At 53.6% G+C, this 22919-nt stretch carries 20 protein-coding genes and 2 pseudogenes; 11 read left to right on the plus strand and 11 right to left on the minus strand.

All coding sequences use genetic code 11. The features are described from left to right. The first annotated feature begins 197 nt into the window (after positions 1-197). From dhaK to P2W74_RS13595, 4 genes are all read left to right on the plus strand, one after another. Positions 198-1268, plus strand: a complete 1071-nt coding sequence (dhaK, locus tag P2W74_RS13580; RefSeq protein WP_276292007.1) for a dihydroxyacetone kinase subunit DhaK — start codon at positions 198-200, stop codon at positions 1266-1268. Positions 1269-1279: 11 nt separating this feature from the next. After that, on the plus strand, positions 1280-1912 hold the full coding sequence (gene dhaL / locus P2W74_RS13585) for a dihydroxyacetone kinase subunit DhaL (protein WP_276292008.1): 633 nt from the start codon (positions 1280-1282) through the stop codon (positions 1910-1912). Between the two features lie 10 nt (positions 1913-1922). After that, entirely contained in the window at positions 1923-3356 is a 1434-nt protein-coding gene (gene dhaM, locus P2W74_RS13590; RefSeq protein WP_276292009.1) for a dihydroxyacetone kinase phosphoryl donor subunit DhaM, read from the plus strand. 180 nt (positions 3357-3536) lie between these two features. After that, the gene (locus P2W74_RS13595) at positions 3537-5252 is read left to right on the plus strand and encodes an alpha,alpha-trehalase (protein WP_276292010.1); all 1716 of its coding nucleotides are present in this window, start codon (positions 3537-3539) and stop codon (positions 5250-5252) included. Positions 5253-5293: 41 nt separating this feature from the next. Here the strand turns inward: P2W74_RS13595 and P2W74_RS13600 are convergent, their stop codons facing one another. Further along, on the minus strand, positions 5294-7399 hold the full coding sequence (locus tag P2W74_RS13600) for a TonB-dependent siderophore receptor (protein WP_276292011.1): 2106 nt from the start codon (positions 7397-7399) through the stop codon (positions 5294-5296). 136 nt (positions 7400-7535) lie between these two features. After that, positions 7536-7790, minus strand: coding sequence for a GlsB/YeaQ/YmgE family stress response membrane protein (locus tag P2W74_RS13605; protein ID WP_203358076.1), 255 nt, complete (start codon positions 7788-7790; stop codon positions 7536-7538). Between the two features lie 202 nt (positions 7791-7992). On the opposite strand from P2W74_RS13605, the gene ycgR reads away from it, so the two are divergent. Further along, positions 7993-8727: a flagellar brake protein YcgR gene (ycgR, locus tag P2W74_RS13610; RefSeq protein ID WP_276292012.1), complete on the plus strand. Its 735-nt coding sequence runs from the start codon at positions 7993-7995 to the stop codon at positions 8725-8727. Positions 8728-8739: 12 nt separating this feature from the next. Here ycgR and emtA read toward each other — a convergent pair whose 3' ends face one another. Further along, positions 8740-9351, minus strand: coding sequence for a membrane-bound lytic murein transglycosylase EmtA (gene emtA / locus P2W74_RS13615; protein WP_276292013.1), 612 nt, complete (start codon positions 9349-9351; stop codon positions 8740-8742). Between the two features lie 160 nt (positions 9352-9511). Here emtA and ldcA point away from each other — a divergent pair, with 160 nt between their 5' ends. Next, the gene (ldcA, locus tag P2W74_RS13620; RefSeq protein WP_276292014.1) at positions 9512-10426 is read left to right on the plus strand and encodes a muramoyltetrapeptide carboxypeptidase; all 915 of its coding nucleotides are present in this window, start codon (positions 9512-9514) and stop codon (positions 10424-10426) included. Positions 10427-10578: 152 nt separating this feature from the next. Next, positions 10579-12213 (plus strand): annotated as a pseudogene (locus tag P2W74_RS13625) (potassium/proton antiporter); the annotation flags it as partial. 3 nt (positions 12214-12216) lie between these two features. Here P2W74_RS13625 and P2W74_RS23820 read toward each other — a convergent pair. The 3 genes and pseudogenes from P2W74_RS23820 to dadA form a co-directional block, all read right to left on the minus strand. Further along, positions 12217-12297: pseudogene (locus P2W74_RS23820) on the minus strand (hypothetical protein); the annotation flags it as partial. Positions 12298-12329: 32 nt separating this feature from the next. Next, on the minus strand, positions 12330-13400 hold the full coding sequence (gene dadX / locus P2W74_RS13630) for a catabolic alanine racemase DadX (protein ID WP_276292016.1): 1071 nt from the start codon (positions 13398-13400) through the stop codon (positions 12330-12332). A 12-nt stretch (positions 13401-13412) separates the two neighbouring features. After that, positions 13413-14711, minus strand: a complete 1299-nt coding sequence (dadA, locus tag P2W74_RS13635; RefSeq protein ID WP_276292017.1) for a D-amino acid dehydrogenase — start codon at positions 14709-14711, stop codon at positions 13413-13415. 326 nt (positions 14712-15037) lie between these two features. On the opposite strand from dadA, the gene P2W74_RS13640 reads away from it, so the two are divergent. Next, positions 15038-16570, plus strand: coding sequence for a SpoVR family protein (locus P2W74_RS13640; protein WP_192611964.1), 1533 nt, complete (start codon positions 15038-15040; stop codon positions 16568-16570). Between the two features lie 62 nt (positions 16571-16632). Here the strand turns inward: P2W74_RS13640 and fadR are convergent, their stop codons facing one another. Beyond that, positions 16633-17352, minus strand: coding sequence for a fatty acid metabolism transcriptional regulator FadR (fadR, locus tag P2W74_RS13645; RefSeq protein ID WP_276292018.1), 720 nt, complete (start codon positions 17350-17352; stop codon positions 16633-16635). A gap of 224 nt (positions 17353-17576) precedes the next feature. Here fadR and nhaB point away from each other — a divergent pair, with 224 nt between their 5' ends. After that, entirely contained in the window at positions 17577-19121 is a 1545-nt protein-coding gene (nhaB, locus tag P2W74_RS13650) for a Na(+)/H(+) antiporter NhaB (RefSeq protein WP_276292019.1), read from the plus strand. Positions 19122-19262: 141 nt separating this feature from the next. After that, positions 19263-19793, plus strand: a complete 531-nt coding sequence (gene dsbB / locus P2W74_RS13655; protein WP_276292020.1) for a disulfide bond formation protein DsbB — start codon at positions 19263-19265, stop codon at positions 19791-19793. A gap of 146 nt (positions 19794-19939) precedes the next feature. Here dsbB and P2W74_RS13660 read toward each other — a convergent pair whose 3' ends face one another. After that, positions 19940-20191 carry a hypothetical protein gene (locus P2W74_RS13660; protein WP_276292021.1) on the minus strand — a complete coding sequence of 84 codons (252 nt, stop codon included), beginning with the start codon at positions 20189-20191 and terminating at the stop codon, positions 19940-19942. A gap of 154 nt (positions 20192-20345) precedes the next feature. Next, entirely contained in the window at positions 20346-20765 is a 420-nt protein-coding gene (locus P2W74_RS13665; RefSeq protein ID WP_276292022.1) for a hypothetical protein, read from the minus strand. Between the two features lie 328 nt (positions 20766-21093). On the opposite strand from P2W74_RS13665, the gene P2W74_RS13670 reads away from it, so the two are divergent. Further along, positions 21094-21453 carry a hypothetical protein gene (locus P2W74_RS13670; RefSeq protein WP_276292023.1) on the plus strand — a complete coding sequence of 120 codons (360 nt, stop codon included), beginning with the start codon at positions 21094-21096 and terminating at the stop codon, positions 21451-21453. 209 nt (positions 21454-21662) lie between these two features. On the opposite strand, the gene P2W74_RS13675 is transcribed toward P2W74_RS13670, so the two are convergent. Next, a complete protein-coding gene (locus P2W74_RS13675) occupies positions 21663-22109 on the minus strand; it encodes a YcgN family cysteine cluster protein (protein WP_276292024.1) in 447 nt (148 codons plus the stop codon). Positions 22110-22202: 93 nt separating this feature from the next. Further along, complete coding sequence (locus tag P2W74_RS13680; RefSeq protein ID WP_276292025.1) at positions 22203-22862, minus strand: fumarylacetoacetate hydrolase family protein; 660 nt, start codon at positions 22860-22862, stop codon at positions 22203-22205. Positions 22863-22919: the final 57 nt, after the last annotated feature.

Here is a 22919-nt window from a genome sequence, read left to right on the forward strand (position 1 = left end):
ATGAAACATAAATAAAAACAAATGTTCCGTATTGAAACATAAATTTGTGGAATATTTTTTTCGCGTCGCTGCGGCACAATGATCGTATCGGCAGTATGTGGTCGCCGTGCCGTTGTCCATAACCGATACCCTCACTCAGATGTCTGCGATGTGTTCCCTTTTGCAGTCATCTCATGACGACCTACGGAGCACAAAAAATGAAAAAATTGATTAACCGTGTCGAAGATGTCCTGAATGAACAACTGGCCGGTATGGCGAAAGCCTTTCCTACACTGACGCTGCATCAGGACCCGGTGTATGTCACCCGTTCAGACGCCCCTGTGCAAGGGAAAGTGGCGCTGCTGTCGGGCGGCGGTAGCGGACATGAACCCATGCACTGCGGCTACATTGGCCAGGGGATGCTTTCCGGCGCCTGTCCGGGTGAAATTTTCACCTCTCCGACACCGGACAAAATGTTTGAATGCGCGATGAGTATCGACGGCGGTGAAGGTGTCCTGCTGATTATCAAAAATTACACCGGCGATATTCTTAATTTTGAAACAGCCACCGAACTTCTGCACGACAGCGGCGTGAAGGTAACGACCGTCGTCATTGATGATGATGTGGCGGTCAAAGACAGTCTCTATACCGCCGGTCGCCGGGGCGTGGCAAACACGGTTTTGATTGAAAAATTGGTCGGCGCCGCGGCAGAACGCGGCGATTCGCTGGAAGCCTGCGCGGAACTTGGACGTAAACTTAATAACCTCGGTCACTCAATTGGTATCGCGCTGGGTGCGTGTACGGTGCCTGCCGCCGGTAAACCCTCGTTTACTTTGCAGGATAATGAGATGGAGTTTGGCGTTGGCATTCACGGCGAACCGGGTATTGACCGTCGGGCTTTCACCTCTCTCGACAGGACCGTCGATGAAATGTTCGACACCCTGCTGGAAAACGGTGCTTACCGCCGTACGTTACGTCACTGGGACCCTGTACAGGGCGCATGGCAAGAAGACAAACAGGGCAAACAACCGCTGCAGCGCGGCGATCGCGTGATTGCGCTGGTCAACAATCTTGGCGCGACGCCGTTATCCGAGCTGTTCGGCGTCTATAACCGACTCGAAAGCCGTTGTCAGGACGCGGGCATTCACATCGAACGCAATCTGATCGGATCTTACTGCACCTCCCTGGATATGGCCGGATTTTCCATCACCCTCTTAAAAGTGGACGATGAGACGCTGGCATTATGGGATGCCCCGGTACATACCCCGGCTCTCAACTGGGGAAAATAAGGAGATTTTTTATGTCGCTCAACAGAACGCAAATTGTTAACTGGCTCTACCTGTGCGGTGAAATCTTCACCAAAGAGAGTGATTTCCTCACCGGGCTCGACAGAGAAATTGGTGATGCTGACCACGGTTTAAACATGCATCGCGGATTTAGCAAAGTGGTCGAAAAATTACCCGCGATTGCCGACAAAGATATCGGTTTCATTTTGAAAAATACCGGGATGGTCCTGCTCTCCAGCGTAGGGGGCGCCAGCGGCCCACTGTTTGGCACCTTTTTCATTCGCGCCGCTCAGGTTACCCAGTCCCATCAAAGTCTGACCCTCGACGAGGTCTATACGATGGTGCGCGAAGGCGCCGAGGGTGTGGTCAGCCGGGGTAAAGCCGAACCGGGTGATAAAACGATGTGCGATGTCTGGCTGCCGGTGGTGGAATCCTTGCGCCACTCCTGCGAACACGCGCTGTCCGTACCCGCAGCGCTGGAGGCTGCCCGTCTCCAGGCGGAAGCGGCGGCGCAAAGCACCATCACCATGCAGGCGCGTAAAGGTCGCGCCAGCTACCTCGGCGAGCGCAGCATCGGTCACCAGGATCCGGGAGCGACTTCCGTCATGTTTATGGTGCAGTGTCTGGCGGCAGCCTCCAGAGAGTAAGGGGAATACGATGGTAAACCTGGTCATTGTTTCTCATAGCGCCAGGCTGGGCGAAGGCGTTGGGGAGTTAGCCCAGCAAATGTTGATGGGGGGAAGTTGCAAACTCGCGATTGCTGCGGGCATCGATGACCCGCAAAATCCCATTGGTACCGACCCCATCAAAGTGATGGAAGCCATTGAGTCCGTGGCTGACGCAGACCACGTGCTGGTGATGATGGATATTGGCAGCGCACTGCTGAGCGCAGAAACGGCGCTGGATTTGCTCGATCCGGCTATCGCGGCGAAAGTGCGTCTGTGTGCCGCGCCGCTGGTTGAGGGGACGCTCGCGGCGACCGTGAGCGCAGCGATGGGCGCCGGTATCGATAAAGTCATCAGCGATGCCATGAACGCCCTTGATGCCAAACGTGAGCAACTGGGTTTACCCTCGTCGTTTGCAGCAAACAGCCCCACGACGGCATTCTCAGTCCACGACAGCGAAGCGCGTTCCCTTTCCGTCGTCGTCAAAAATCGTCATGGACTCCACGTGAGACCGGCTTCCCGGCTGGTCGCCACCCTGTCGGGCTTTAACGCCGACATGCTGCTGGAGAAAAACGGTAAATGCGTCACGCCAGACAGTCTGAATCAAATCGCCTTGCTGCAAATACGCTGTAACGACACGCTGCGGCTGATCGCCAAAGGCGAACAGGCAGACGAAGCGCTGGCGGCGTTCAAACGCCTCGCCGCAGAGAATTTTGGCGATTCACCGGAAGAGAGCGAGCCTGGCGGGCTGACGCGACCGTTACCCGACCAATTGACCGGCATCGCGTTTTGTTACGCGCCCGTGTTGCCAGACATCGCCAGTATCACTGCCACGTCTCCTCAGGAAGAACAGCAGCGTCTTCGCGCCGCAATCCGGCTTACGCTCGACGACCTCAGCGCATTGACGGCGCTGGCGGAAGAAAAATACTCCGCTGACCTGGCCGCTATTTTCTCCGGGCACCACACGTTGCTGGACGACCCGGAACTGGATGACATGGCCAGCGCGTTAATTCTCCATCAACACTACAGCGCAGAAGCGGCATGGCAAAATGTACTGAGTGACCTCAGAGAGCAGTATCAACATCTCGACGACGCCTATTTGCAGGCGCGCTACATCGACATTGACGATCTGCTCCACCGTACGCTTCGGCATCTGAGTGGCATAAAGGCACAAATGCCCCTCTTCACTCGCCCTACTGTCGTGATCACGGAAAATATTTTCCCGTCCACCGTGTTGCTGCTCGACCCGCAATTCGTGAAAGGGATCGGCCTGAGTGCTGGCAGCGAGATGTCACACTCCGCGCTCATCGCCCGTGAGATGGGCATCGGCTGGCTTTGTCAGCAGGGCGAGTCTGTCCGCACGCTGAAGACCGGAGAAACGATTACCCTGGATATCGCCACCCGCCGCATTCTCCGCCCAGAGTAAACCCATAAATAGCGCGTCCCTGCCCGAAAAAGGCCGCGCTATTCATTTCATGCACTACGGCGAGAAATGCCCGTGAGTTCCCAAAATGTCGGTTCGATCACGCGCAGAGGGCAATCGTGGACTAAGGTTTTCTCAAGGTAAATGCCGTTAACTCAGGCACACCGCTAAGGAGGAACCTCAATGATAACCCCAGCTATTCGCCAACCAGGCGTATTGTCTTTCATGATTAAACTGGCTCTGACCGGGACGTTTCTGACCCTCGCCTCGATGTCTGTACACGCACAAGAACAGAACGACAGTCTGCCGCAACCCCCGGATATTCTGCTGGGACCGCTATTCAATGATGTGCAGACCGCCAAACTGTTCCCCGACCAGAAGACGTTTGCCGACGCCGTTCCCAACAGCGATCCCCTGACGATCCTTGCCGATTATCGAATGCAAAAAAGTCAGTCTGGCTTCGATCTACGCCATTTTGTCGACGTGAATTTTACGCTGCCCAAAGAGGGGGAAAAATACGTTCCTCCGGATGGACAATCGCTGCGTGAACATATTGACGGGCTGTGGCCAGTGCTAACCCGTTCGACAAAAAGCGCAGGGAAATGGGACTCTTTGCTGCCGCTGCCTGAGCCTTATGTCGTGCCCGGCGGACGTTTTCGGGAGATCTATTACTGGGATAGCTATTTCACGATGCTGGGACTGGCTGAAAGCGACCACTGGGATAACGTCGCGAATATGGTCGCCAATTTCGGCTACGAAATTGACAGTTGGGGCCATATTCCCAACGGCAACCGCAGCTATTATTTAAGCCGTTCACAGCCCCCCTTCTTCGCGTTGATGGTGGAGTTGCTGGCGCAACATGAGGGCGATGACGCCCTGAAAAAATATCTGCCGCAGTTGCAAAAAGAGTATGCCTGGTGGATGGAGGGGGCAGAATCTCTTCAGCCAGGGCAACAACATAAGCGGGTGGTCAAACTCGACGACGGCACGGTGTTGAACCGTTACTGGGATGAGCGTGACACGCCGCGTCCGGAATCCTGGGTAGAAGATATCGCCACCGCGAAGAGCAATCCGAATCGCCCGGCCACGGAAATTTATCGCGACCTGCGATCGGCGGCCGCCTCCGGTTGGGATTTTAGCTCCCGCTGGATGGATGATCCGCAACAACTCAGTACCACCCGAACTACCAGTATCGTCCCTGTCGACCTCAATGCGCTGCTGTATAAAATGGAAAAAATTCTCGCCCGCGCCAGTAAAGCCGCAGGCGACGATGCCAAAGCCAGCCAGTACGAAACCCTCGCCAGTGCGAGACAAAAAGGGATCGAGGACCATCTGTGGAATGCACAAGAGGGGTGGTACGCTGACTACGATCTGAAGAGCAAAAAAGTCCGTAATCAACTGACGGCGGCGACGCTGTTCCCGCTGTATGTGAATGCTGCGGCAAACGATCGGGCCAGCAAAGTGGCGGCGGCAACCCAGGCGCATTTACTGCAACCAGGCGGCCTTGCCACGACGTCGGTGAAAAGCGGGCAACAGTGGGATGCCCCCAATGGCTGGGCGCCGTTACAGTGGGTCGCGACCGAAGGGTTACAAAATTATGGTCAGGATACGGTGGCCATGGATGTCAGCTGGCGTTTTCTGACCAATGTTCAACACACCTGGGAGCGCGAGAAAAAGCTGGTCGAGAAGTATGATGTTAGCAGCACCGGGACGGGTGGCGGTGGTGGCGAGTATCCGCTGCAGGATGGGTTTGGCTGGACTAACGGCGTTACTCTGAAAATGCTCGATCTGATTTGCCCCAAAGAAAAACCGTGCGACAACGTACCCACTACGCGCCCCACGCCGACAGAGACCGCGCAGCCTGCGCCACAAAAGCAGGCGACACCCTCTACCCCGTAAGCAGGATGAAATGACCCGGCAGAGCGCCGGGTCAGCTTTTATCAGAAACTGTAGCTCGCGCCGACCTGAACCGTGCGGTCGCGACCAATCCAGCAGTTGGTGCTGTCATAACAGCTGAAGGTCTCTTTGTTGGTAATATTCTGCGCGCTGGCTTTCAACGTGACGCCAGTCAGCGACGGGAGCGCTTCCCCCAGACGATAAGATACGGCCATGTCGTACTGCGTGGTGCCGCCAAGCTTGCCCCCTTTGTTATCCGGTGAGATCTCCATCGGCCCGGTATAACGCGCTCCGGCGCCCATATTCAGTCCTCGCAGAACCGTCTCATCAAAGGTGTAGTCGCCCCACAGGTTAAACGCGTTTTCGGGTACCTGCGTCGGGCGCTTACCTTCGTAAGTCTCATCTTCGGTATTGATGGCATGGGTATAGGCGTAGTTGGCGATCAGCGTGATGTTATCCGCCGGGCGGCTCACGACAGATACCTCTGCCCCTTTCGACTCTATCTCGCCGGTCTGACGGTAATCCCAGGTTGGCGTAGCGGAGAGGACGTTTTTCTGGCGAATGTTGAACACCGAGGCGGTAAAGGTGGTGGCATATTCTGCCAGCAGGTATTTCACCCCGCCCTCAACCTGCTTGCTGGTGGTCGGCTTCACATCCTTTGCCGTCAATGTACCTTGTGGCGAAATCGGCTTAAAGCCTTCGGAGTAGCTGATGAACGGGGAGATGCCATTTTCGAAGGCGTACAGCGCGCCAAGACGCTTGGTTACGCGATCCTGCGAGATCCATGTTTTATCGCCGTTTTGCATATCATCCGTGGTGGTGGAACGGTAGTCGTCGTAACGTACGCTCGCCAGCAGATTCAGCCCGCCAAATTCCACCTGATCCTGCAAATAGTAGCCATTCTGCTGGTAGGAAAGTCGGTTTTTCTGCGCGGTATAAAGCCCGAGTTCATCGCTGTGAATTTGATGATAGTTCGGATCGCGCATATCGATCCCCGGCGTGTTGCTGGCATAACGATACAAGTAATGGCTGTCGAGTTTTTGGTAGTCAAAACCCGCCAGAAAATGATGTTTCCAGTCACCCAGTTCAAGCGTTTTGGTCACCTGGTTGTCGATATTAACGCTCTTCAGATCTTCATCGGTGGTGTACGCAAAACGATTTAATTCCCACACCGGATTCGTGCCATTCCCGGTTGAGTAGACGCTACGCTGGTGCGTATCGACATCAAAATAGCGGGCTTTCTGCGTAAAACCCCAGCCATTGTCAAACTGGTGTTCAAAACTGTACCCCAGCATCCATTGCCGCTGTTTGAAACCACTCCACTCATCCCCGGCATAGTCACGGGGATCGGCATACCCTGAGCGCAAATAGGCAATGGGCAGCGGGTTGGAAGGCGACAACGACGGCGTATTCTGCGCCAGCGCATCGATGGTCAGGCGCGTTTTATTATCCGGCTGCCAGGTGACAGAGGGTGCCACCAGATAGTTTTCATAACGCGTGGTGTGCGGCTGATCGTCACCTTCCGTCGCTTTGCCCAGCAGACGGTAGTTCCAGTCGCTGTCGCTGATTTGCCCGGTCGAATCCAGATAACCTTCTTTCAGATTGCGGGTCCCGGTCGTAAAGCCCATTTCCGTTTTTTGTTCCGCTTGCGGCTTTTTCCCCTGAATGTTAACCAGCCCGCCAGGCGATCCATTCCCATAAAGCACCGATGCCGGACCTTTCAGGATATCCACGCTTTCAATCATCAGGGGATCGATCCGTGCCTTGGTATTGCCAGTCACGTTATAGGGGAGCTGCAGGCCGTTGTAATACTCCTGCTCTACCGTAAAACCACGAATTTTGTATTCGCTCATGTACGAGGTACTGCCCCGCACTTCCGTAGATACGCCCGGCGCGTAGCGTAAGATCTCATTCACCGAGTTCGCGTGGCGCTGCTCGATCTCTTTACTGTCGATGGTGTTAATGACCTGCGGCGTTTTGCTTTCCGGCACAGCCGACTTGGTGGCGCTGTTGGTCCAGGCGGGCAGCAGACTCTCCTGACCGGCGGCCGTCACGACAATGGTTGATTCTTCGGCATAGGACGGGAGTGTCAGTGCCAGGGTGATACATCCAGAGAGCGCGCGCAACGTAAAACAATGGGTGGTTTTCATGGGTTAATTATTATATGAGAAATGGAACGACAATTATTCGCATTTTCATTAACAAATCAAGCGATCCCTCCCCCTTTACATTCACGTAGTTACGGAACCTGCGGAAAGAAAAACGGCCCCCGCAGGAGCCGTTCTGTTAATTTCGCCGCAGGAGTCGAAAGACGCCCAGCACAAGAATCGCACCAACGACGGCCACCAGGAAACTATTCAAATTGAATCCACTGATACTGCCGCCAATGCCAAACATGGTCGCCAACCATCCACCGACAACTGCACCCACGATACCGAGAATGCAGGTCAGGAAAAAACCTCCACCATCACGGCCCGGCATGATCAGTTTGGCGATAACACCTGCAATCAGACCAAAAACAATCCAGGCAATAATTCCCATTTTCAGGCCCTCTTTCCAGTGAACGCATGCGCAAGACGCTCTTGCACTCGCACCCTAAGTATAGGCAAGCCACGATTCTGTGCTTTTGGGGGCCGCCTTAATTCGTTCAGTTTGAAAAAAAATTTCACCCATTTGTATTAAGTTCTGCCACGAAATGCCGATAATTGACGACAGTCTGTCAGGTATCCAGGAGTCATTAGGCGTGAGTCATTACCATGAGCAGTTCCTGAAGCAAAATCCATTGGCGGTGTTAGGCGTTCTTCGTGACCTCAATAAAAATCAGGTTCCGTTACGCATTTCCTGGTCGGGAGGCCAGCTCATCAGCAAAATTCTCTCGGTCAGCCCGGAGAGTCTGGTGATGGATTTCGGCAGTCAGGAGAATGAAAATCTTGCTGTTCAGCGCGCCAGACAGATAACCATTACCGCCGAAACGCAGGGTGCGAAAGTCGAATTTACGTTACCGCAGCTGCAGAGCGGCGAATACCAGCAGCTTCCGGCGTTTATGACTGCACTACCGCCCACCCTGTGGTTTGTACAACGACGCGAATATTTCCGTATCTGCGCCCCGCTGCATCCTCCCTACGTCTGCTCGGCAAAAATGCCGGACAACAGCACGCTGCGTTTTCGCTTATTCGACCTCTCTCTCGGCGGAATGGGCGCGTTGCTGGAAGGCGCCAAACCCGAAGGGTTGAAGGAGGGAATGCGGTTTTCTCAGATTGAACTCAACATGGGCGAATGGGGAATTTTCCATTTTGACGCGCAGCTCATCTCGATTAGCGAGCGTAAAGTGATCGACGGGAAAAATGAAACGATCACCACTCCCCGCCTGAGTCTGCGTTTTCTTAACGTCAGCCCGGCGGTGGAGCGGCAATTACAGCGGATTATCTTTTCGCTGGAGCGCGAAGCGCGGGAAAAAGCGAATAAGGTGCGCGAGTAACATCAACCCCGGTTACATGGCATTCAGCGCTTGCTGAAGTTTCCAGATGTAGCGCGGTGCCTGTGGCGCAGGATGGTTATCGGCAACATGTTCGATAAACTCATCAGGGTCAAGATCGTTGATCTTGCTGATCGCTTTTTTCCTGTCAGAGGAGAACGTGCGCAGCAGCGCCCCGGCCCCGTTCGCGTAGGAAACCACCAGCGCATATTGCATCACCTGCGGATCTTCGATTCCGGCCAGCGGACCGTTTTCCAGAATGCTCAGATAGGCGGCACCCATGGAGATATTACGTTCCGGATTTTTCAACTCGCTGGTCGACGGTTCGCCACTCCACCCCATTCGGCGATACACATCCCGTCCGGAGGTAGAGGCTTTCAACTGCATCAATCCTACGGCATTCGATTTACTGACCGCATTAGGGTTACCGCCGGATTCAATCGCGATAATCGCGGTGATCAGCTGCGGGTCCACGCCCCAGGCCGCACCGGCTTTTTCGCTGATCGGCATCCATTGCATCGCGCGTTTGACCGGAACTTCCGCATTCCAGGGCGGATTTTTATAATCCTGTTTTGAACTACAACCCGCCAGTAACACGATTAAAAAAGCAAACCATCTCAATTTCACTTCGTCTATCCTTTTCGCCGGAATCCATCGTTGAGGTGACAACAACACAACGTTGCGCTGAAACTTCAGCAGGCCGGATAAGCAAAGCACTACCCGGCAAAACGTTCTAATATATGCGGCATGATATACATTTGCATTCTATTGTCAGCAAGGAATTGCCATGTCTTTGTTTCATTTAATTGCTCCATCGGGCTACTGCATCAACCAACAAGCTGCATTACGCGGGCTTACGCGCCTTAGGGAAACGGGGCATCAGGTGAATAACGCTTCTGTCATCCATCGCCGTGAACAGCGCTTTGCCGGAACGGAAGCAGAACGCCTGGCCGACGTGAATTCCCTCGCCAGCCTGACCACTGCCGATACCATTGTGATGCCGGTGCGTGGCGGTTACGGCGCCAGCCGTTTGCTGGAGAACATTGACTGGCAGGCCCTGACGGCCCGACAACAGCACAATCCGTTACTGATCTGCGGACACAGCGACTTTACCGCCATTCAGTCCGGTTTACTCGCCCACGGCAACGTCATCACCTTTAGCGGCCCAATGCTGGCGGCTAACTTTGGCGCTGAAGAAATGAATGCCTTCACGGAATACCATTTCTGGCTCGCGCTACGCAACGCGCAATATACCGTGGAGTGGCAAGGTCAGGGGCCAGCCTGTCAGACCGAAGGGACACTGTGGGGCGGCAATCTGGCGATGCTGATTTCGCTCATCGGCACACCGTGGATGCCAAAAATTGAAAACGGCATACTGGTGCTGGAAGACATTAATGAGCATCCTTTCCGCGTTGAGCGTATGCTGTTGCAACTGTTTGATGCCGGTATTTTAAACCGGCAAAACGCGATTGTGCTGGGCAGCTTTAGCGGCAGTACGCCAAACGAGTATGATGCGGGTTACGACCTCGACGCGGTATACACCTTTTTGCGCTCACGTCTGTCTGTGCCGCTGATTACTGGCCTGGATTTTGGTCATGAGCAACGCACTGTGACCCTGCCATTAGGCGCACACGCGGTGCTGAAAAATGCGAAAGATGCCACCCAACTCACGATATCGGGTCATCCCGTACTCAAATCGTAAAAAAACCGGTCCGAAAGCGCAGAGTCTGACCCGTCAGGCGTTCAGTAAAACGCTGTTTCTGTCGTTTTTGTGTTAGGGTTTATTATTAAGAAACAGCGTAATTCAGGAGTAACCGAACGTTGGATGCCGCAGCAATCATTAGTCTGTTTATTTTGGGTTCAGTCCTCGTAACCTGCAGTATTTTATTAAGTTCATTCTCATCTCGCCTCGGCATCCCTATTCTGGTTATTTTTCTCGCTATCGGTATGCTCGCGGGCGTGGATGGCTTGGGCGGTATCCCCTTTGATAACTACCCTTTCGCTTACATGGTCAGTAACCTTGCGCTGGCGATCATTTTGCTGGATGGCGGCATGCGCACGCAGGCCAGCTCCTTTCGGGTCGCGCTGGGACCGGCCTTATCGCTGGCCACCGTGGGGGTTCTTATCACCTCCGGGTTAACCGGGATGATGGCAGCATGGCTGTTTCACCTCGATCTCATTGAAGGGTTGCTGATTGGCGCCATTGTCGGCTCAACGGATGCGGCGGCGGTATTTTCACTGCTGGGCGGTAAAGGGCTTAACGAACGTGTGGGTTCTACGCTTGAGATCGAGTCCGGAAGTAATGATCCGATGGCTGTGTTTCTGACCATTACGCTGATTGCGATGATCCAGAATCATGAGACGGCTCTGAGCTGGATGTTTGCAGTCCACATCATCCAACAGTTTGGCCTGGGGATTATGCTCGGCTTAGGCGGCGGCTACCTGCTTTTGCAGATGATTAACCGCATATCGCTGCCCACCGGTCTGTACCCTCTGCTGGCGCTCAGCGGCGGGATACTGATTTTCGCCGTAACCACTGCACTGGAAGGCAGCGGCATACTGGCGGTGTACCTGTGTGGACTCCTGCTGGGCAATCGCCCAATTCGCAACCGATTTGGGATCCTGCAAAACTTTGACGGCCTCGCCTGGCTGGCACAAATCGCCATGTTCCTGGTGCTGGGGCTGCTTGTGAACCCCTCGGATCTGCTGCCGATTGCCGTTCCGGCGTTGATCTTGTCCGCCTGGATGATCTTCTTTGCCCGCCCGTTGTCGGTCTTCGCGGGGCTGCTGCCATTTCGCGGCTTTAATCTGCGCGAGCGGATTTTCATCAGTTGGGTTGGGCTGCGGGGAGCGGTGCCGATTATCCTTGCGGTCTTCCCGATGATGGCTGGACTGGAGAATGCGCGGTTGTTCTTCAACGTCGCGTTCTTCGTGGTGCTGATCTCCCTGCTGTTTCAGGGAACATCGCTCACCTGGGCGGCCAAAAAAGCCAAAGTGGTGGTTCCCCCTGTCGGTTGGCCAGTCTCTCGTATGGGGCTGGACATCCATCCGGAAAACCCCTGGGAGCAGTTTGTTTATCAACTCAGCGCCGACAAATGGTGCGTTGGCGCAGCGCTGCGCGATCTGCACATGCCAGAGGATACACGCATTGCCGCCCTGTTTCGCGATAATGCCCTGTTTCATCCGACCGGCAGTACCCGGCTGCGTGAAGGCGACGTCCTGTGCGTGATTGGCCGCGAGCGCGATCTGCCCGCGCTGGGGAAACTGTTCAGCCAGTCGCCGCCCGTGGCGTTGGATCAGCGCTTCTTCGGCGACTTTATTCTGGAAGCCAGCGCGAAATATGCTGATGTGGCGCTGATTTACGGGCTGGACGATGGCACAGAGTACCGCGACAAACAGCAAACGCTGGGTGAAATTGTTCAGCAACTGCTTGGCGCCGCCCCGGTCGTGGGTGACCAGGTGGAATTTGCCGGGATGATCTGGACAGTGGCGGAAAAAGAAGACAATGCGGTACTGAAGGTCGGTGTTCGTGTCGCAGAGGATGAAGCGGAATAACGACGCAACATGCCGGATAAGCCTGGGGCGTTATCCGGCAGAACATTAAGTTACACTGTCACTACTGGCACGCGTAACGCTAACGCGCACATAAGCTCATAGCCCACCGTGCCTGCTGCAGAGGCGACATCGTCAATTTTCACCTCTTTGCCCCACAGCTCCACCGGCGTGCCAATCCCCGCCTGTGGACACGGCGTCAGATCCACCGCCAGCATATCCATTGATACCGTCCCCACCGTTCCGGTGCGTACACCGTCGACAAGGACGGGGGTTCCGCTCGGCGCATGGCGCGGATAGCCGTCCGCATAACCGGCCGCGACAATGCCAATGCGTTGTTCGCCACGGGCGGTATAGCGCCCGCCGTACCCCACCCGGTCGCCCGCTTTCAGGGTCTGCACGCCAATGATTTCGCTGCGAAGGGTCATCACCGGCTTCAGCCCGGTATTGGCGATATCCTGCCACTCTCCTGACGGCGATGCGCCATACAGAATGATACCCGGCCGCACCCAGTCAAAATGAGCCTCAGGATGCCATAGCGTAGCCGCCGAGTTGGACAACGAGCGACGACACTCCAGTCCTTCCGTAGCCAGAGATACCCGGGCCATGGCTTCACGGATGCCGTCCGGATGCTCGGCATCCGCAAAGTGCGACATCAGCGTCAGTTCGCCGACATTCGGCAGCGCACGCAGTTGCTGCCAGACGGTTTGCACTCTTTCCGGCAGGAACCCCAATCGGTTCATGCCGGTATTGACCTTCAGATAGACATCCAGCGGCGCGTTCAGTCGGGCATTCTGTAGCGCTTTCAACTGCCAGTTGCTGTGCACGCTGGTCGTCAGACGATATTTGTCGTACAGCGCCAGATCCTCTGCGTGGAAAAAGCCTTCCAGCATCAGAATCGGCCCCTTCCAGCCGCGTTCCCGCAGGGTGACCGCCTCCTCCAGATTGAGCAGGGCAAAGCCGTCAGTCGCGCCCAGAGCCGACCAGACGCGATCAATGCCATGCCCGTACGCATTGGCCTTTACCACCGACCAGATACGGGAGTTCGGTGCTGCCTGGCGCGCAATCCCCAGGTTTTGTTTCATCGCCTGCAGGTCAAGGCTGGCCAGTATAGGACGAGTCATCCGGATTCCTTATTAGCTATGTGCGCCATGCAAATGTCGTGGACGTGAGGGAGTAAATCCCGGTTGATAACGCGCAACGCTCAGGTCATCGTAAGGGATAGCCGGCGTCCGTCCGGAAAGAATGTCGCTCAGCAATTGCCCCGAGCCACAGGCCATGGTCCACCCCAGCGTGCCGTGTCCGGTGTTCAGCCAGAGATTTTTGAAGTGGGTACGCCCGACGACTGGCGTACCGTCTGGCGTCATCGGGCGCAGTCCGGTCCAGAACGTGGCCTGTTCAACATGCCCACCGCGCGGGAAGAGATCGCGCACGACCATCTCCAGCGTTTCGCGACGTGGTTGTAACAGTTCGGTATTAAAGCCCACAATTTCCGCCATCCCGCCCACACGGATGCGATTATCAAAACGGGTAATCGCAATTTTGTAGGTTTCATCGAGGATCGTAGACACCGGCGCGCCATCCTCCTGCGCCACCGGAATGGTCAGCGAATAGCCTTTTAGCGGATAGACAGGAATATCGACAATCCCTTTCAGCATAGCCGTCGAGTAGGAGCCAAACGCCATCACATACGCATCGGCCTTAATAATTTCCTCGCCGCACTTCACGCCATAAATCTGCTCGCCCTCATAAAGCAGCTTTTCCACCGGCGTGTTGAAGCGGAATTTAACGCCCGCCTGCTCCGCCATCAGCGCCAGTTGTTGAGTAAACAGCTGGCAATCGCCGGTTTCATCATTCGGCAACCGCAGGCCACCGGTCAGCTTATGCGCCACTTCCGCCAGCGCCGGTTCGACTTCCGCCAGGCGGCTGGACTCCAGCAACTGATACGGAACGCCTGCGTCTTCGAGCACGGCAATATCGCGGGTCGCGTTTTCGTACTGCTGCTCAGTGCGGAACAGTTGCAGGGTTCCACCCTGACGGCCTTCATACTGAATGCCGGTTGATGCGCGCAGCGCTTTCAGACAGTCACGGCTGTATTCCGCCAGACGCACCATGCGTCCTTTGTTTTCCATGTAATGGCTTGTGTCACAGTTACGCAACATTTGCCACATCCATTTAAGTTGAAATTGCGTCCCGTCAAGACGAACGGCCAGCGGCGCGTGCCGCTGGAACATCCATTTAATTGCCTTCAACGGAACACCGGGTGCCGCCCACGGCGCCGCATACCCCGGGGAGATTTGCCCCGCATTCGCAGCACTGGTTTCCAGCGCCGGGCCGGGTTCGCGATCGATGACGGTCACGTCATGTCCAGCCTGACTCAGATACCAGGCGCTGGTCACGCCGACAACGCCACTTCCCAGTATGACAACTCGCATAGCCACTCCGTTAACAGTAGGTAAAAGAACAATCATCTAATTACATCTTGATAACTCAGATGAAAATATTATTCAACATATGGCTTTTTTATGGTGACATACCTCACATATGTCTCTTGTGTCAGGCATATTGCTGGTTTGGGATCTCCTGCTGCGCGTCATTTTTATCCAGCATAAAATGCTGAAACACCTGCCTTATACGGCATCCCGATAACGTGAAATCGCAAAGAAAAATTTTCCCCACCAGCACGCTTTTTAACACGGTGTTCTATGCTTGAGATGAGGTGCTCCAGACAGAGAGCGCCGCTAACAATGAGGGTGCGCGAATGGCTACGATTGATTCCATGAATAAGGACACCACACGTTTGAGCGATGGACCCGACTGGACGTTTGATCTGCTGGATATCTATCTGGCGGAAATAGACCGCGTGGCGAAACTCTACAGACTGGACACCTACCCGCACCAAATCGAGGTGATCACCTCCGAACAGATGATGGATGCCTACTCCAGCGTCGGCATGCCGATCAACTATCCTCACTGGTCGTTTGGCAAAAAATTTATCGAAACCGAGCGACTGTATAAACATGGCCAGCAAGGGTTAGCCTATGAAATCGTGATTAACTCTAACCCGTGTATCGCCTATTTAATGGAAGAGAACACTATAACCATGCAGGCGCTGGTGATGGCGCACGCCTGCTACGGGCACAACTCGTTCTTCAAAAATAACTACCTGTTCCGCAGTTGGACCGATGCCAGTTCGATTGTTGACTATCTGATTTTCGCGCGGAAATACATTACCGAATGCGAAGAGCGCTACGGCGTGGATGAGGTGGAAAAACTGCTCGACTCTTGTCACGCGCTGATGAACTACGGCGTCGACCGTTACAAACGACCGCAAAAAATCTCCTTACAGGAAGAGAAAGCCCGGCAGAAGAGCCGCGAAGAGTATCTGCAAAGTCAGGTCAATATGCTGTGGCGCACCCTGCCGAAACGCGAAGAAGAGAAAACCATCGCCGAGGCGCGTCGTTATCCGTCCGAGCCACAGGAAAACCTGCTCTACTTTATGGAGAAAAACGCCCCGCTGCTGGAACCCTGGCAGCGTGAGATCCTTCGCATCGTGCGTAAGGTGAGCCAGTATTTCTACCCGCAGAAACAGACGCAGGTGATGAACGAAGGCTGGGCGACCTTCTGGCATTACACCATCCTCAATCATCTGTACGATGAAGGTAAAGTGACCGAACGGTTTATGCTGGAATTTTTGCACAGCCATACCAACGTGGTGTTCCAGCCGCCGTACAACAGTCCGTGGTATAGCGGGATTAACCCCTATGCGCTCGGCTTTGCCATGTTCCAGGACATCAAACGCATTTGCCAGTCACCCACCGAAGAGGACAAATACTGGTTCCCGGACATCGCGGGTTCCGACTGGCTGGAAACGCTCCATTTTGCGATGCGCGACTTTAAAGACGAGAGCTTTATCAGTCAGTTCCTGTCGCCCAAAGTGATGCGTGATTTCCGTTTCTTCACCGTTCTGGATGACGACAGACACAATTATCTGGAGATTTCGGCGATTCACAACGAAGAGGGATATCGCGAAATTCGCAACCGTCTCTCATCGCAGTACAACCTGAGCAATCTGGAGCCGAATATTCAGGTCTGGAATGTTGACCTGCGGGGCGATCGTTCTCTGACATTGCGCTACATTCCGCACAACCGCGCGCCGCTGGACAAGGGGCGTAAAGAGGTTCTGAAACATGTGCATCGGTTATGGGGATTTGATGTGATGCTGGAACAGCAAAACGAGGACGGTAGCGTCGAGCTTCTGGAGCGTTGCCCTCCACGCATGAACAGTCTGTAAAAATAAGCCCCTTCAACATGAAGGGGCCTTTTACTCTTTTCGCCGATGGTTCAAAGAGCCGCTTAGCGGCCTTGAATCGCTAAATCACCGGGCAGATTTTTCTGCATACGATGCCAGATTTCACCACTGTCATGACCGTAACGACGCACCGTTTCATAAACCTGATCGTGAGAACCCTGGTCACACAGCGTTGACAGCTTGTGGTAAAACGCCAGCGCCAGGCTGCGCGCTTCAGGATTCGCGAAATAGTGACGACCAATGCGGGTGTACAGCCCTTTCATCCCATTAATAATCAGACCGTAAATGGGGTTACCGGAGGCAAACGCCAGACCACGGAAAATGTTGTAGTCCAGATCGGCGAACGCATCGGCGTGATCGGCCACTTCATTTGCCGTCGCCAGCACTTCTTGTGCTTTCTCTGGATGTTGACGAAGCGCTGTGCGGATAAAGATTGTGGAAATGTTGGTACGCACCGACAGCAAATTATCGATCAACTGCGGGACACTCTCATGATCGAGTCGCGCAAGCGTCTCAAGAATATTGAGCCCGGACGTTTCCCAGAAATTATTCACCTTCGTCGGTTTGCCATGCTGAATGGTCAACCAACCGTCTCGCGCCAGACGCTGCAACACTTCACGTAATGTGGTACGCGTTACCCCGATAAGCTCGGAAAGTTCACGTTCTGCAGGCAAGATAGTGCCAGGTGGGAAGCGGTTATTCCAGATACTTTCAATAATGTACTCTTCCGCGAAACCCGCCGGGCTCTGCGCCTTAATGACCATAGTGAGATTTCCATTACACAGCAAAACATAGTTGCACTCATCATACCAGACGGGTTTCATGGCTGATAGCGGACAAAATAAAGAAAAAAGGGATCAAGGCTTCATTTTCTGCATTTCCCGATTCCACACTCTTTGCACAAGGGCTTGCCTGCGCGCGCCCCTGCCCGTAAGCTTTGCGCCTTACATAAAAACGCCATTTCATATTTCACGGTAAGGGAAACTGCATGGAGATCTCCTGGGGGCGCGCATTGTGGCGCAACTTCTTAGGCCAGTCACCAGACTGGTATAAACTCGCACTCATTATCTTCTTAATCGTCAACCCACTGATATTCATCATCAACCCGTTTGTTGCTGGGTGGTTGTTGGTCGCTGAGTTTATTTTTACGCTGGCAATGGCGCTGAAATGCTACCCGCTGCTGCCCGGTGGATTACTGGCGATCGAAGCCGTAGTCATCGGTATGACCAGCGCCTCACACGTCCGTGAGGAGATTGCCGCCAATCTTGAGGTCCTGTTGCTGCTGATGTTCATGGTGGCGGGTATCTATTTTATGAAGCAGCTTCTGCTGTTCATTTTTACCCGGTTGTTACTCAACATCCGCTCTAAAACCATCCTGTCGCTTGCCTTTTGTCTGGCGGCGGCGTTCCTCTCTGCTTTCCTCGACGCCTTAACCGTGGTCGCCGTGGTGATCAGCGTTGCCGTCGGTTTTTACGGTATTTATCACCGCGTTGCCTCTGCGCGTGGGGAAGATAACGACCTGCTTGACGACAGCCACATCGACCAGCACTACAAAACCGTACTGGAGCAGTTTCGCGGATTCTTGCGCAGTTTGATGATGCACGCTGGCGTGGGCACCGCATTAGGCGGCGTGATGACCATGGTGGGCGAACCGCAAAACCTGATCATCGCCAAAGCCGCAGGCTGGCATTTTGGCGACTTCTTCCTGCGCATGTCGCCCGTCACCGTACCGGTACTGTTTTGCGGTTTATTAACCTGCGCACTGGTAGAGAAAATGCGCTGGTTTGGCTACGGCGAAACCTTGCCAGAAAAAGTGCGCGGCATCCTGCAAGAGTTTGACGATCAAAGTCGCAAGCAGCGCACTCGTCAGGATAAGCTCAACCTGATTGTACAAACCATTATCGGTATCTGGCTGGTTATCGCGCTGGCATTGCATCTGGCGGAAGTGGGATTAATCGGTCTGTCGGTCATTATTCTGGCGACCTCGTTGACCGGCGTCACCGATGAACATGCCATTGGTAAAGCGTTCACCGAGTCGCTGCCGTTCACCGCACTGCTGACCGTGTTCTTTGCGGTTGTCGCCGTGATTATCGATCAGCACCTGTTTGCTCCGATCATTGAGTTTGTTTTACAGGCGCCTGAACATACGCAGTTGCGGTTGTTCTATCTTTTCAACGGTCTGCTCTCTTCCATTTCTGATAACGTCTTTGTGGGAACGATTTATATCAACGAAGCCAAAGCGGCAATGGAAAGTGGTATTGTTAGCTTAAATCAGTATGAGTTGCTGGCCGTCGCCATCAATACCGGCACCAATCTGCCTTCCGTTGCGACACCGAATGGCCAGGCGGCATTTTTGTTCCTGCTGACCTCGGCACTGGCGCCGCTCATTCGTCTTTCCTATGGCCGGATGGTCTGGATGGCGCTGCCGTATACGATAGTACTGACCCTGGTCGGTTTATTCTGCATTGAATATACGTTAACGCCAGTAACAGAATGGATGACGCAATTAGGCTGGCTGGCTACACTTTCATAACAATAAACCGAGCAAATCACTGCTCGGTTTCGCTTTTTGCATGATAATTATCCAATTACACTTTATTTCATTTCCCGCTAGTGGCGTGAAAATTGAATTGGTTTACACTGCCGACTCTACGCATGTTGCAGGGAAATTATTATGTTACGATTTTTGAACCAGTGCTCACGGGGTCGGGGCGCATGGTTACTAATGGCATTAACCGCACTGGCGCTTGAAATGGTGGCGCTGTGGTTCCAGCATGTCATGCTGCTTAAACCTTGCGTCCTGTGCATTTATGAACGTTGCGCGCTGTTCGGCATTATGGGCGCAGGTCTGGTTGGCGCTATTGCGCCAAAATCACCGTTACGCTATGTGGCACTGGTGATCTGGATTTACAGCGCATGGCGCGGCCTGCAGCTGGCGTATGAACATACCATGATCCAACTTCACCCTTCGCCATTCATGACCTGTGATTTTATGGCACGTTTCCCGAGCTGGCTGCCTCTGGACAAATGGCTGCCGCAGGTGTTCGTCGCCTCGGGTGATTGCGCACAGCGTCAGTGGGAGTTTTTAACGCTGGAAATGCCGCAGTGGCTGTTGGGGATTTTTGCCGCGTATCTCGTCGTGGCCGTTCTGGTGGTCATTGCCCAGCCGTTTAAGCCTAAAAAGCGCGATCTGTTCGGTCGATAACCTAAGACGCTCTTTCGGGAGCGCTGACTGCGATAACAACGTACATCATCTCAGAATCAGCGTTTAACGCTTAGACGAACTGGGCAGGATAAGACTCAACCCGACTGCGGTCGGGTTTTCTTACACATCACTGAGTCTTGATATACTTAGTACTTGATATCGCGAGCCTGATCGCGCCCTTCCTGTTTGTTCTGGCGATGATCCTGGCGGCAATCGGCATTACCGACAACGCCATTACGGCATTCCTGCTTAACTTCACGAGATTCCTGACGAGTATCCTGACGAACCTCTCTGGCATCACGGCGCTCTCCGGCCTGCTGGGTTTCAGCCTGCGCGGGAACGGGAACAATGGTCATCAGGGACGTGGCCGCCAGCAGCATCAACGCAAACTTCTTCATTATCAACCCTCAAAATATTCATCACGCCTCTACGACGTTCTAAAATTATAGGTTTAAGACATATTTTTTTGCTTGATGGAAAGTGCTGGCTTTTGCCGTTTTTATCTTACCTCTTCAATCCTCTATGAAAATAAATTGCCACAAAATATAACCATTAAAACCGGCCATTTTGGGGCCGCAGATGGCCCTGTGCGATAAGGTAAACACTGGTGAATAACAGCAATCCGGCAACGGCTATCATCCAGTAAATTTCATTTGGGGCAGGACTGAAGATGAGATTGCCATTTGCATCATCCGGATAGTTGAGCAGCGACCAGATACCGGCAATCCCCTGAATGGCGCTGGCACACAATAACGCCACTCTTGCCCCCGCGAAGCGGGCCAGTATGGTCGCAGCCAAACCGGCGGTGGTCAGCAGCCAGCCGCCTAAACACATCAGAACCAAAAACATGCCGCCAAATAATGTCCCCCCCACCTCTCGCGGCGTTATCAGCAGGATACCGAAAAATGATTGCACACCGAGCAGGAGGAGTGCCGCTATTCCGCAGAATACGTAATAGATCAGGAGCTTCATTGCGCCTCATTAAACAATTAATAACGGCCTTATTGTACGGGCTAACGGGTAAACGATAATACCTTTTATTTCAGGCACTCACTGTGCCCATTCGGGTTTGTTGGGGACAGTCATCTTTATAAACCCATAGAACGTTGAGTGACCGGTCGGGAGGAAGTTGCCGATCGTGCTGTGCTGCCTTGACCCATGTGCATTGCTGGGCAATTATCGGCAAATCTCCACGCGTACCGCTGTTTGAGAACAACAGGGGTACGCGTTTTTATTTATCAATGACGGCTGTCTGAACAGGCTCATGCACTATGCATGAGTCCATTATTTGAGGTTATTAATGAAAAATACTGCATTGCTGCTCTCCCTACTGATGACAGCGCCCGCCCTGGCAGACGTCAGCATCAATTCCAATGGTGTTCGGGTCAGTATGGATCGAGAAGACGAGATCAATGAGTGGAAAAATAAGCACAAGAATGAGTGCTCATCAGTCACCATCGGTGGCGTCAAAGTCACCAGCGACGGTTGTAGCGGCGGCAAGAACAAAGAGAACCACAGCGTCCACGGCGACAACAACCCTGGCAAGGGGCACGACAAAAACAAGAACAAATATGATGACGATGATGACTATAACGTCAAGGTCGAGCACTATGACGCTGACTCCACAAAAGGCAAAGGCAAGAGTAAGCAAAACAAATAAAATGTATTCGCTCAGACCGGATCTGACTGCTACTGGTTATTAACCCATGACCCGTAGCTCCTCGCCCAATGCGGGCGGGGAGCAATCACGGTGAGAAAATCAAATAAATCGAGACACACTGATGTGTGCTGGACATTAAGTGCCGGAGCCAACCCAAATTTTATTGCCGCACAAAACGAGTAAGCAATAACCTCTTTTATTTCAATGCCTCACTGCGCCCATTCGGGTTTGTTGAGAATATGATCCTGCCAGTCCACGACCTCGGACTCTTTCACCGCAATATGGCGCACTGAAATACGCTCACCGTGCATGGCGGCTTTTGAACCGCTCACCAGCGGGTGCCAGTCCGGTAATCCCTTCCCTTCGGCCAATAAACGATAGGCGCAGGTCATCGGCAACCATTCAAAGGTCGGGAGATTGTCGCGGGTGAGCTTGATGCAATCGGGTTCGTACTCGAAACGACGTTCGTAGTTACGACACTGACAGGTTTTGATGTTTAGCTGACGGCAGGCGACGTTGGTGAAATAAATTTCATCGGTGTCTTCATCCATTAATTTATGCAGGCAGCATTGACCGCAGCCATCGCATAACGACTCCCACTCAGCATCGGTCATGTCGTCCAGGGATTTACGTTGCCAGAAGGGTAAGTCGTTCATTCGGGTATCCGCCATTGCAATAAAAGCTGCACCTTATAACCACTCTGGCAGGCTGATGCAAGTTTTGCCGCCCAAAAAGGCGGCAAGCAGAGATTACAACACCCGGGTGGTCAGCGTTTTACCATTAAAACTGACGGTCAGTTCATCACCACTGTGTAACGGACCCACCCCTTCCGGGGTGCCGGTCAGTACTACATCACCGGCTTTCAGCGTGAAAAATTTACTCATATAGGCAATCAGCGGAATAATCGGGTGGATCATATCCGCTGTCGTTCCCTGCTGACGCATTTCGCCGTTAATGCTAAGACCGAGCGTGGTGTTCTGCGGGTCATCCTTAAACTCGGCCACCGGAATAAATCCGGACAGCGGGCATGAGTTATCAAATCCCTTCGCTTTCTCCCAGGGTTGCCCGGCCTTTTTCATTTGCCCCTGAATATCACGCAAAGTGAGATCAAGCGCCACACCGTAACCGGCAATGGCTTTACGCACATGATCTTCCGAAGCCTGGCGTAGCGTCGCGCCAATCAATACCGCCAGTTCGACTTCGTGATGTACGGACCCCATATTCGCCGGGATCACCAGCGGCTGGCGCAAATCACACAATGCGGTTTCTGGTTTAATGAAAAGTACCGGTTCTTCCGGCGTCGCGCTACCCATCTCCTTAATATGCTTTGCATAATTACTGCCTACGCAAACCACTTTACTCACTGGGTAATCAAGCAGAGCACCTTGCCAATTATGGTGTTGATACATTATTTTCCCCTAACGTAATCGTGGACTTCAGGAACTGCATCGACGAGGCATGACGCG

Source organism: Citrobacter enshiensis, from assembly GCF_029338175.1.
GTDB lineage: Bacteria > Pseudomonadota > Gammaproteobacteria > Enterobacterales > Enterobacteriaceae > Citrobacter_D > Citrobacter_D enshiensis.

Coding starts and splice junctions, on each gene's coding strand:
- dadX (WP_276292016.1), bottom strand. CDS start 13,400: ATGACTCGTCCTATACTGGCCAGCCTTGACCTGCAGGCGATGAAACAA.
- P2W74_RS13660 (WP_276292021.1), bottom strand. CDS start 20,191: ATGAAGAAGTTTGCGTTGATGCTGCTGGCGGCCACGTCCCTGATGACC.
- fadR (WP_276292018.1), bottom strand. CDS start 17,352: ATGGTCATTAAGGCGCAGAGCCCGGCGGGTTTCGCGGAAGAGTACATT.
- dsbB (WP_276292020.1), top strand. CDS start 19,263: ATGTTACGATTTTTGAACCAGTGCTCACGGGGTCGGGGCGCATGGTTA.
- ldcA (WP_276292014.1), top strand. CDS start 9,512: ATGTCTTTGTTTCATTTAATTGCTCCATCGGGCTACTGCATCAACCAA.
- dadA (WP_276292017.1), bottom strand. CDS start 14,711: ATGCGAGTTGTCATACTGGGAAGTGGCGTTGTCGGCGTGACCAGCGCC.
- P2W74_RS13640 (WP_192611964.1), top strand. CDS start 15,038: ATGGCTACGATTGATTCCATGAATAAGGACACCACACGTTTGAGCGAT.
- P2W74_RS13595 (WP_276292010.1), top strand. CDS start 3,537: ATGATAACCCCAGCTATTCGCCAACCAGGCGTATTGTCTTTCATGATT.
- P2W74_RS13670 (WP_276292023.1), top strand. CDS start 21,094: ATGAAAAATACTGCATTGCTGCTCTCCCTACTGATGACAGCGCCCGCC.
- P2W74_RS13600 (WP_276292011.1), bottom strand. CDS start 7,399: ATGAAAACCACCCATTGTTTTACGTTGCGCGCGCTCTCTGGATGTATC.
- dhaM (WP_276292009.1), top strand. CDS start 1,923: ATGGTAAACCTGGTCATTGTTTCTCATAGCGCCAGGCTGGGCGAAGGC.
- P2W74_RS13665 (WP_276292022.1), bottom strand. CDS start 20,765: ATGAAGCTCCTGATCTATTACGTATTCTGCGGAATAGCGGCACTCCTC.
- P2W74_RS13675 (WP_276292024.1), bottom strand. CDS start 22,109: ATGAACGACTTACCCTTCTGGCAACGTAAATCCCTGGACGACATGACC.
- dhaL (WP_276292008.1), top strand. CDS start 1,280: ATGTCGCTCAACAGAACGCAAATTGTTAACTGGCTCTACCTGTGCGGT.
- dhaK (WP_276292007.1), top strand. CDS start 198: ATGAAAAAATTGATTAACCGTGTCGAAGATGTCCTGAATGAACAACTG.
- P2W74_RS13605 (WP_203358076.1), bottom strand. CDS start 7,790: ATGGGAATTATTGCCTGGATTGTTTTTGGTCTGATTGCAGGTGTTATC.
- nhaB (WP_276292019.1), top strand. CDS start 17,577: ATGGAGATCTCCTGGGGGCGCGCATTGTGGCGCAACTTCTTAGGCCAG.
- P2W74_RS13680 (WP_276292025.1), bottom strand. CDS start 22,862: ATGTATCAACACCATAATTGGCAAGGTGCTCTGCTTGATTACCCAGTG.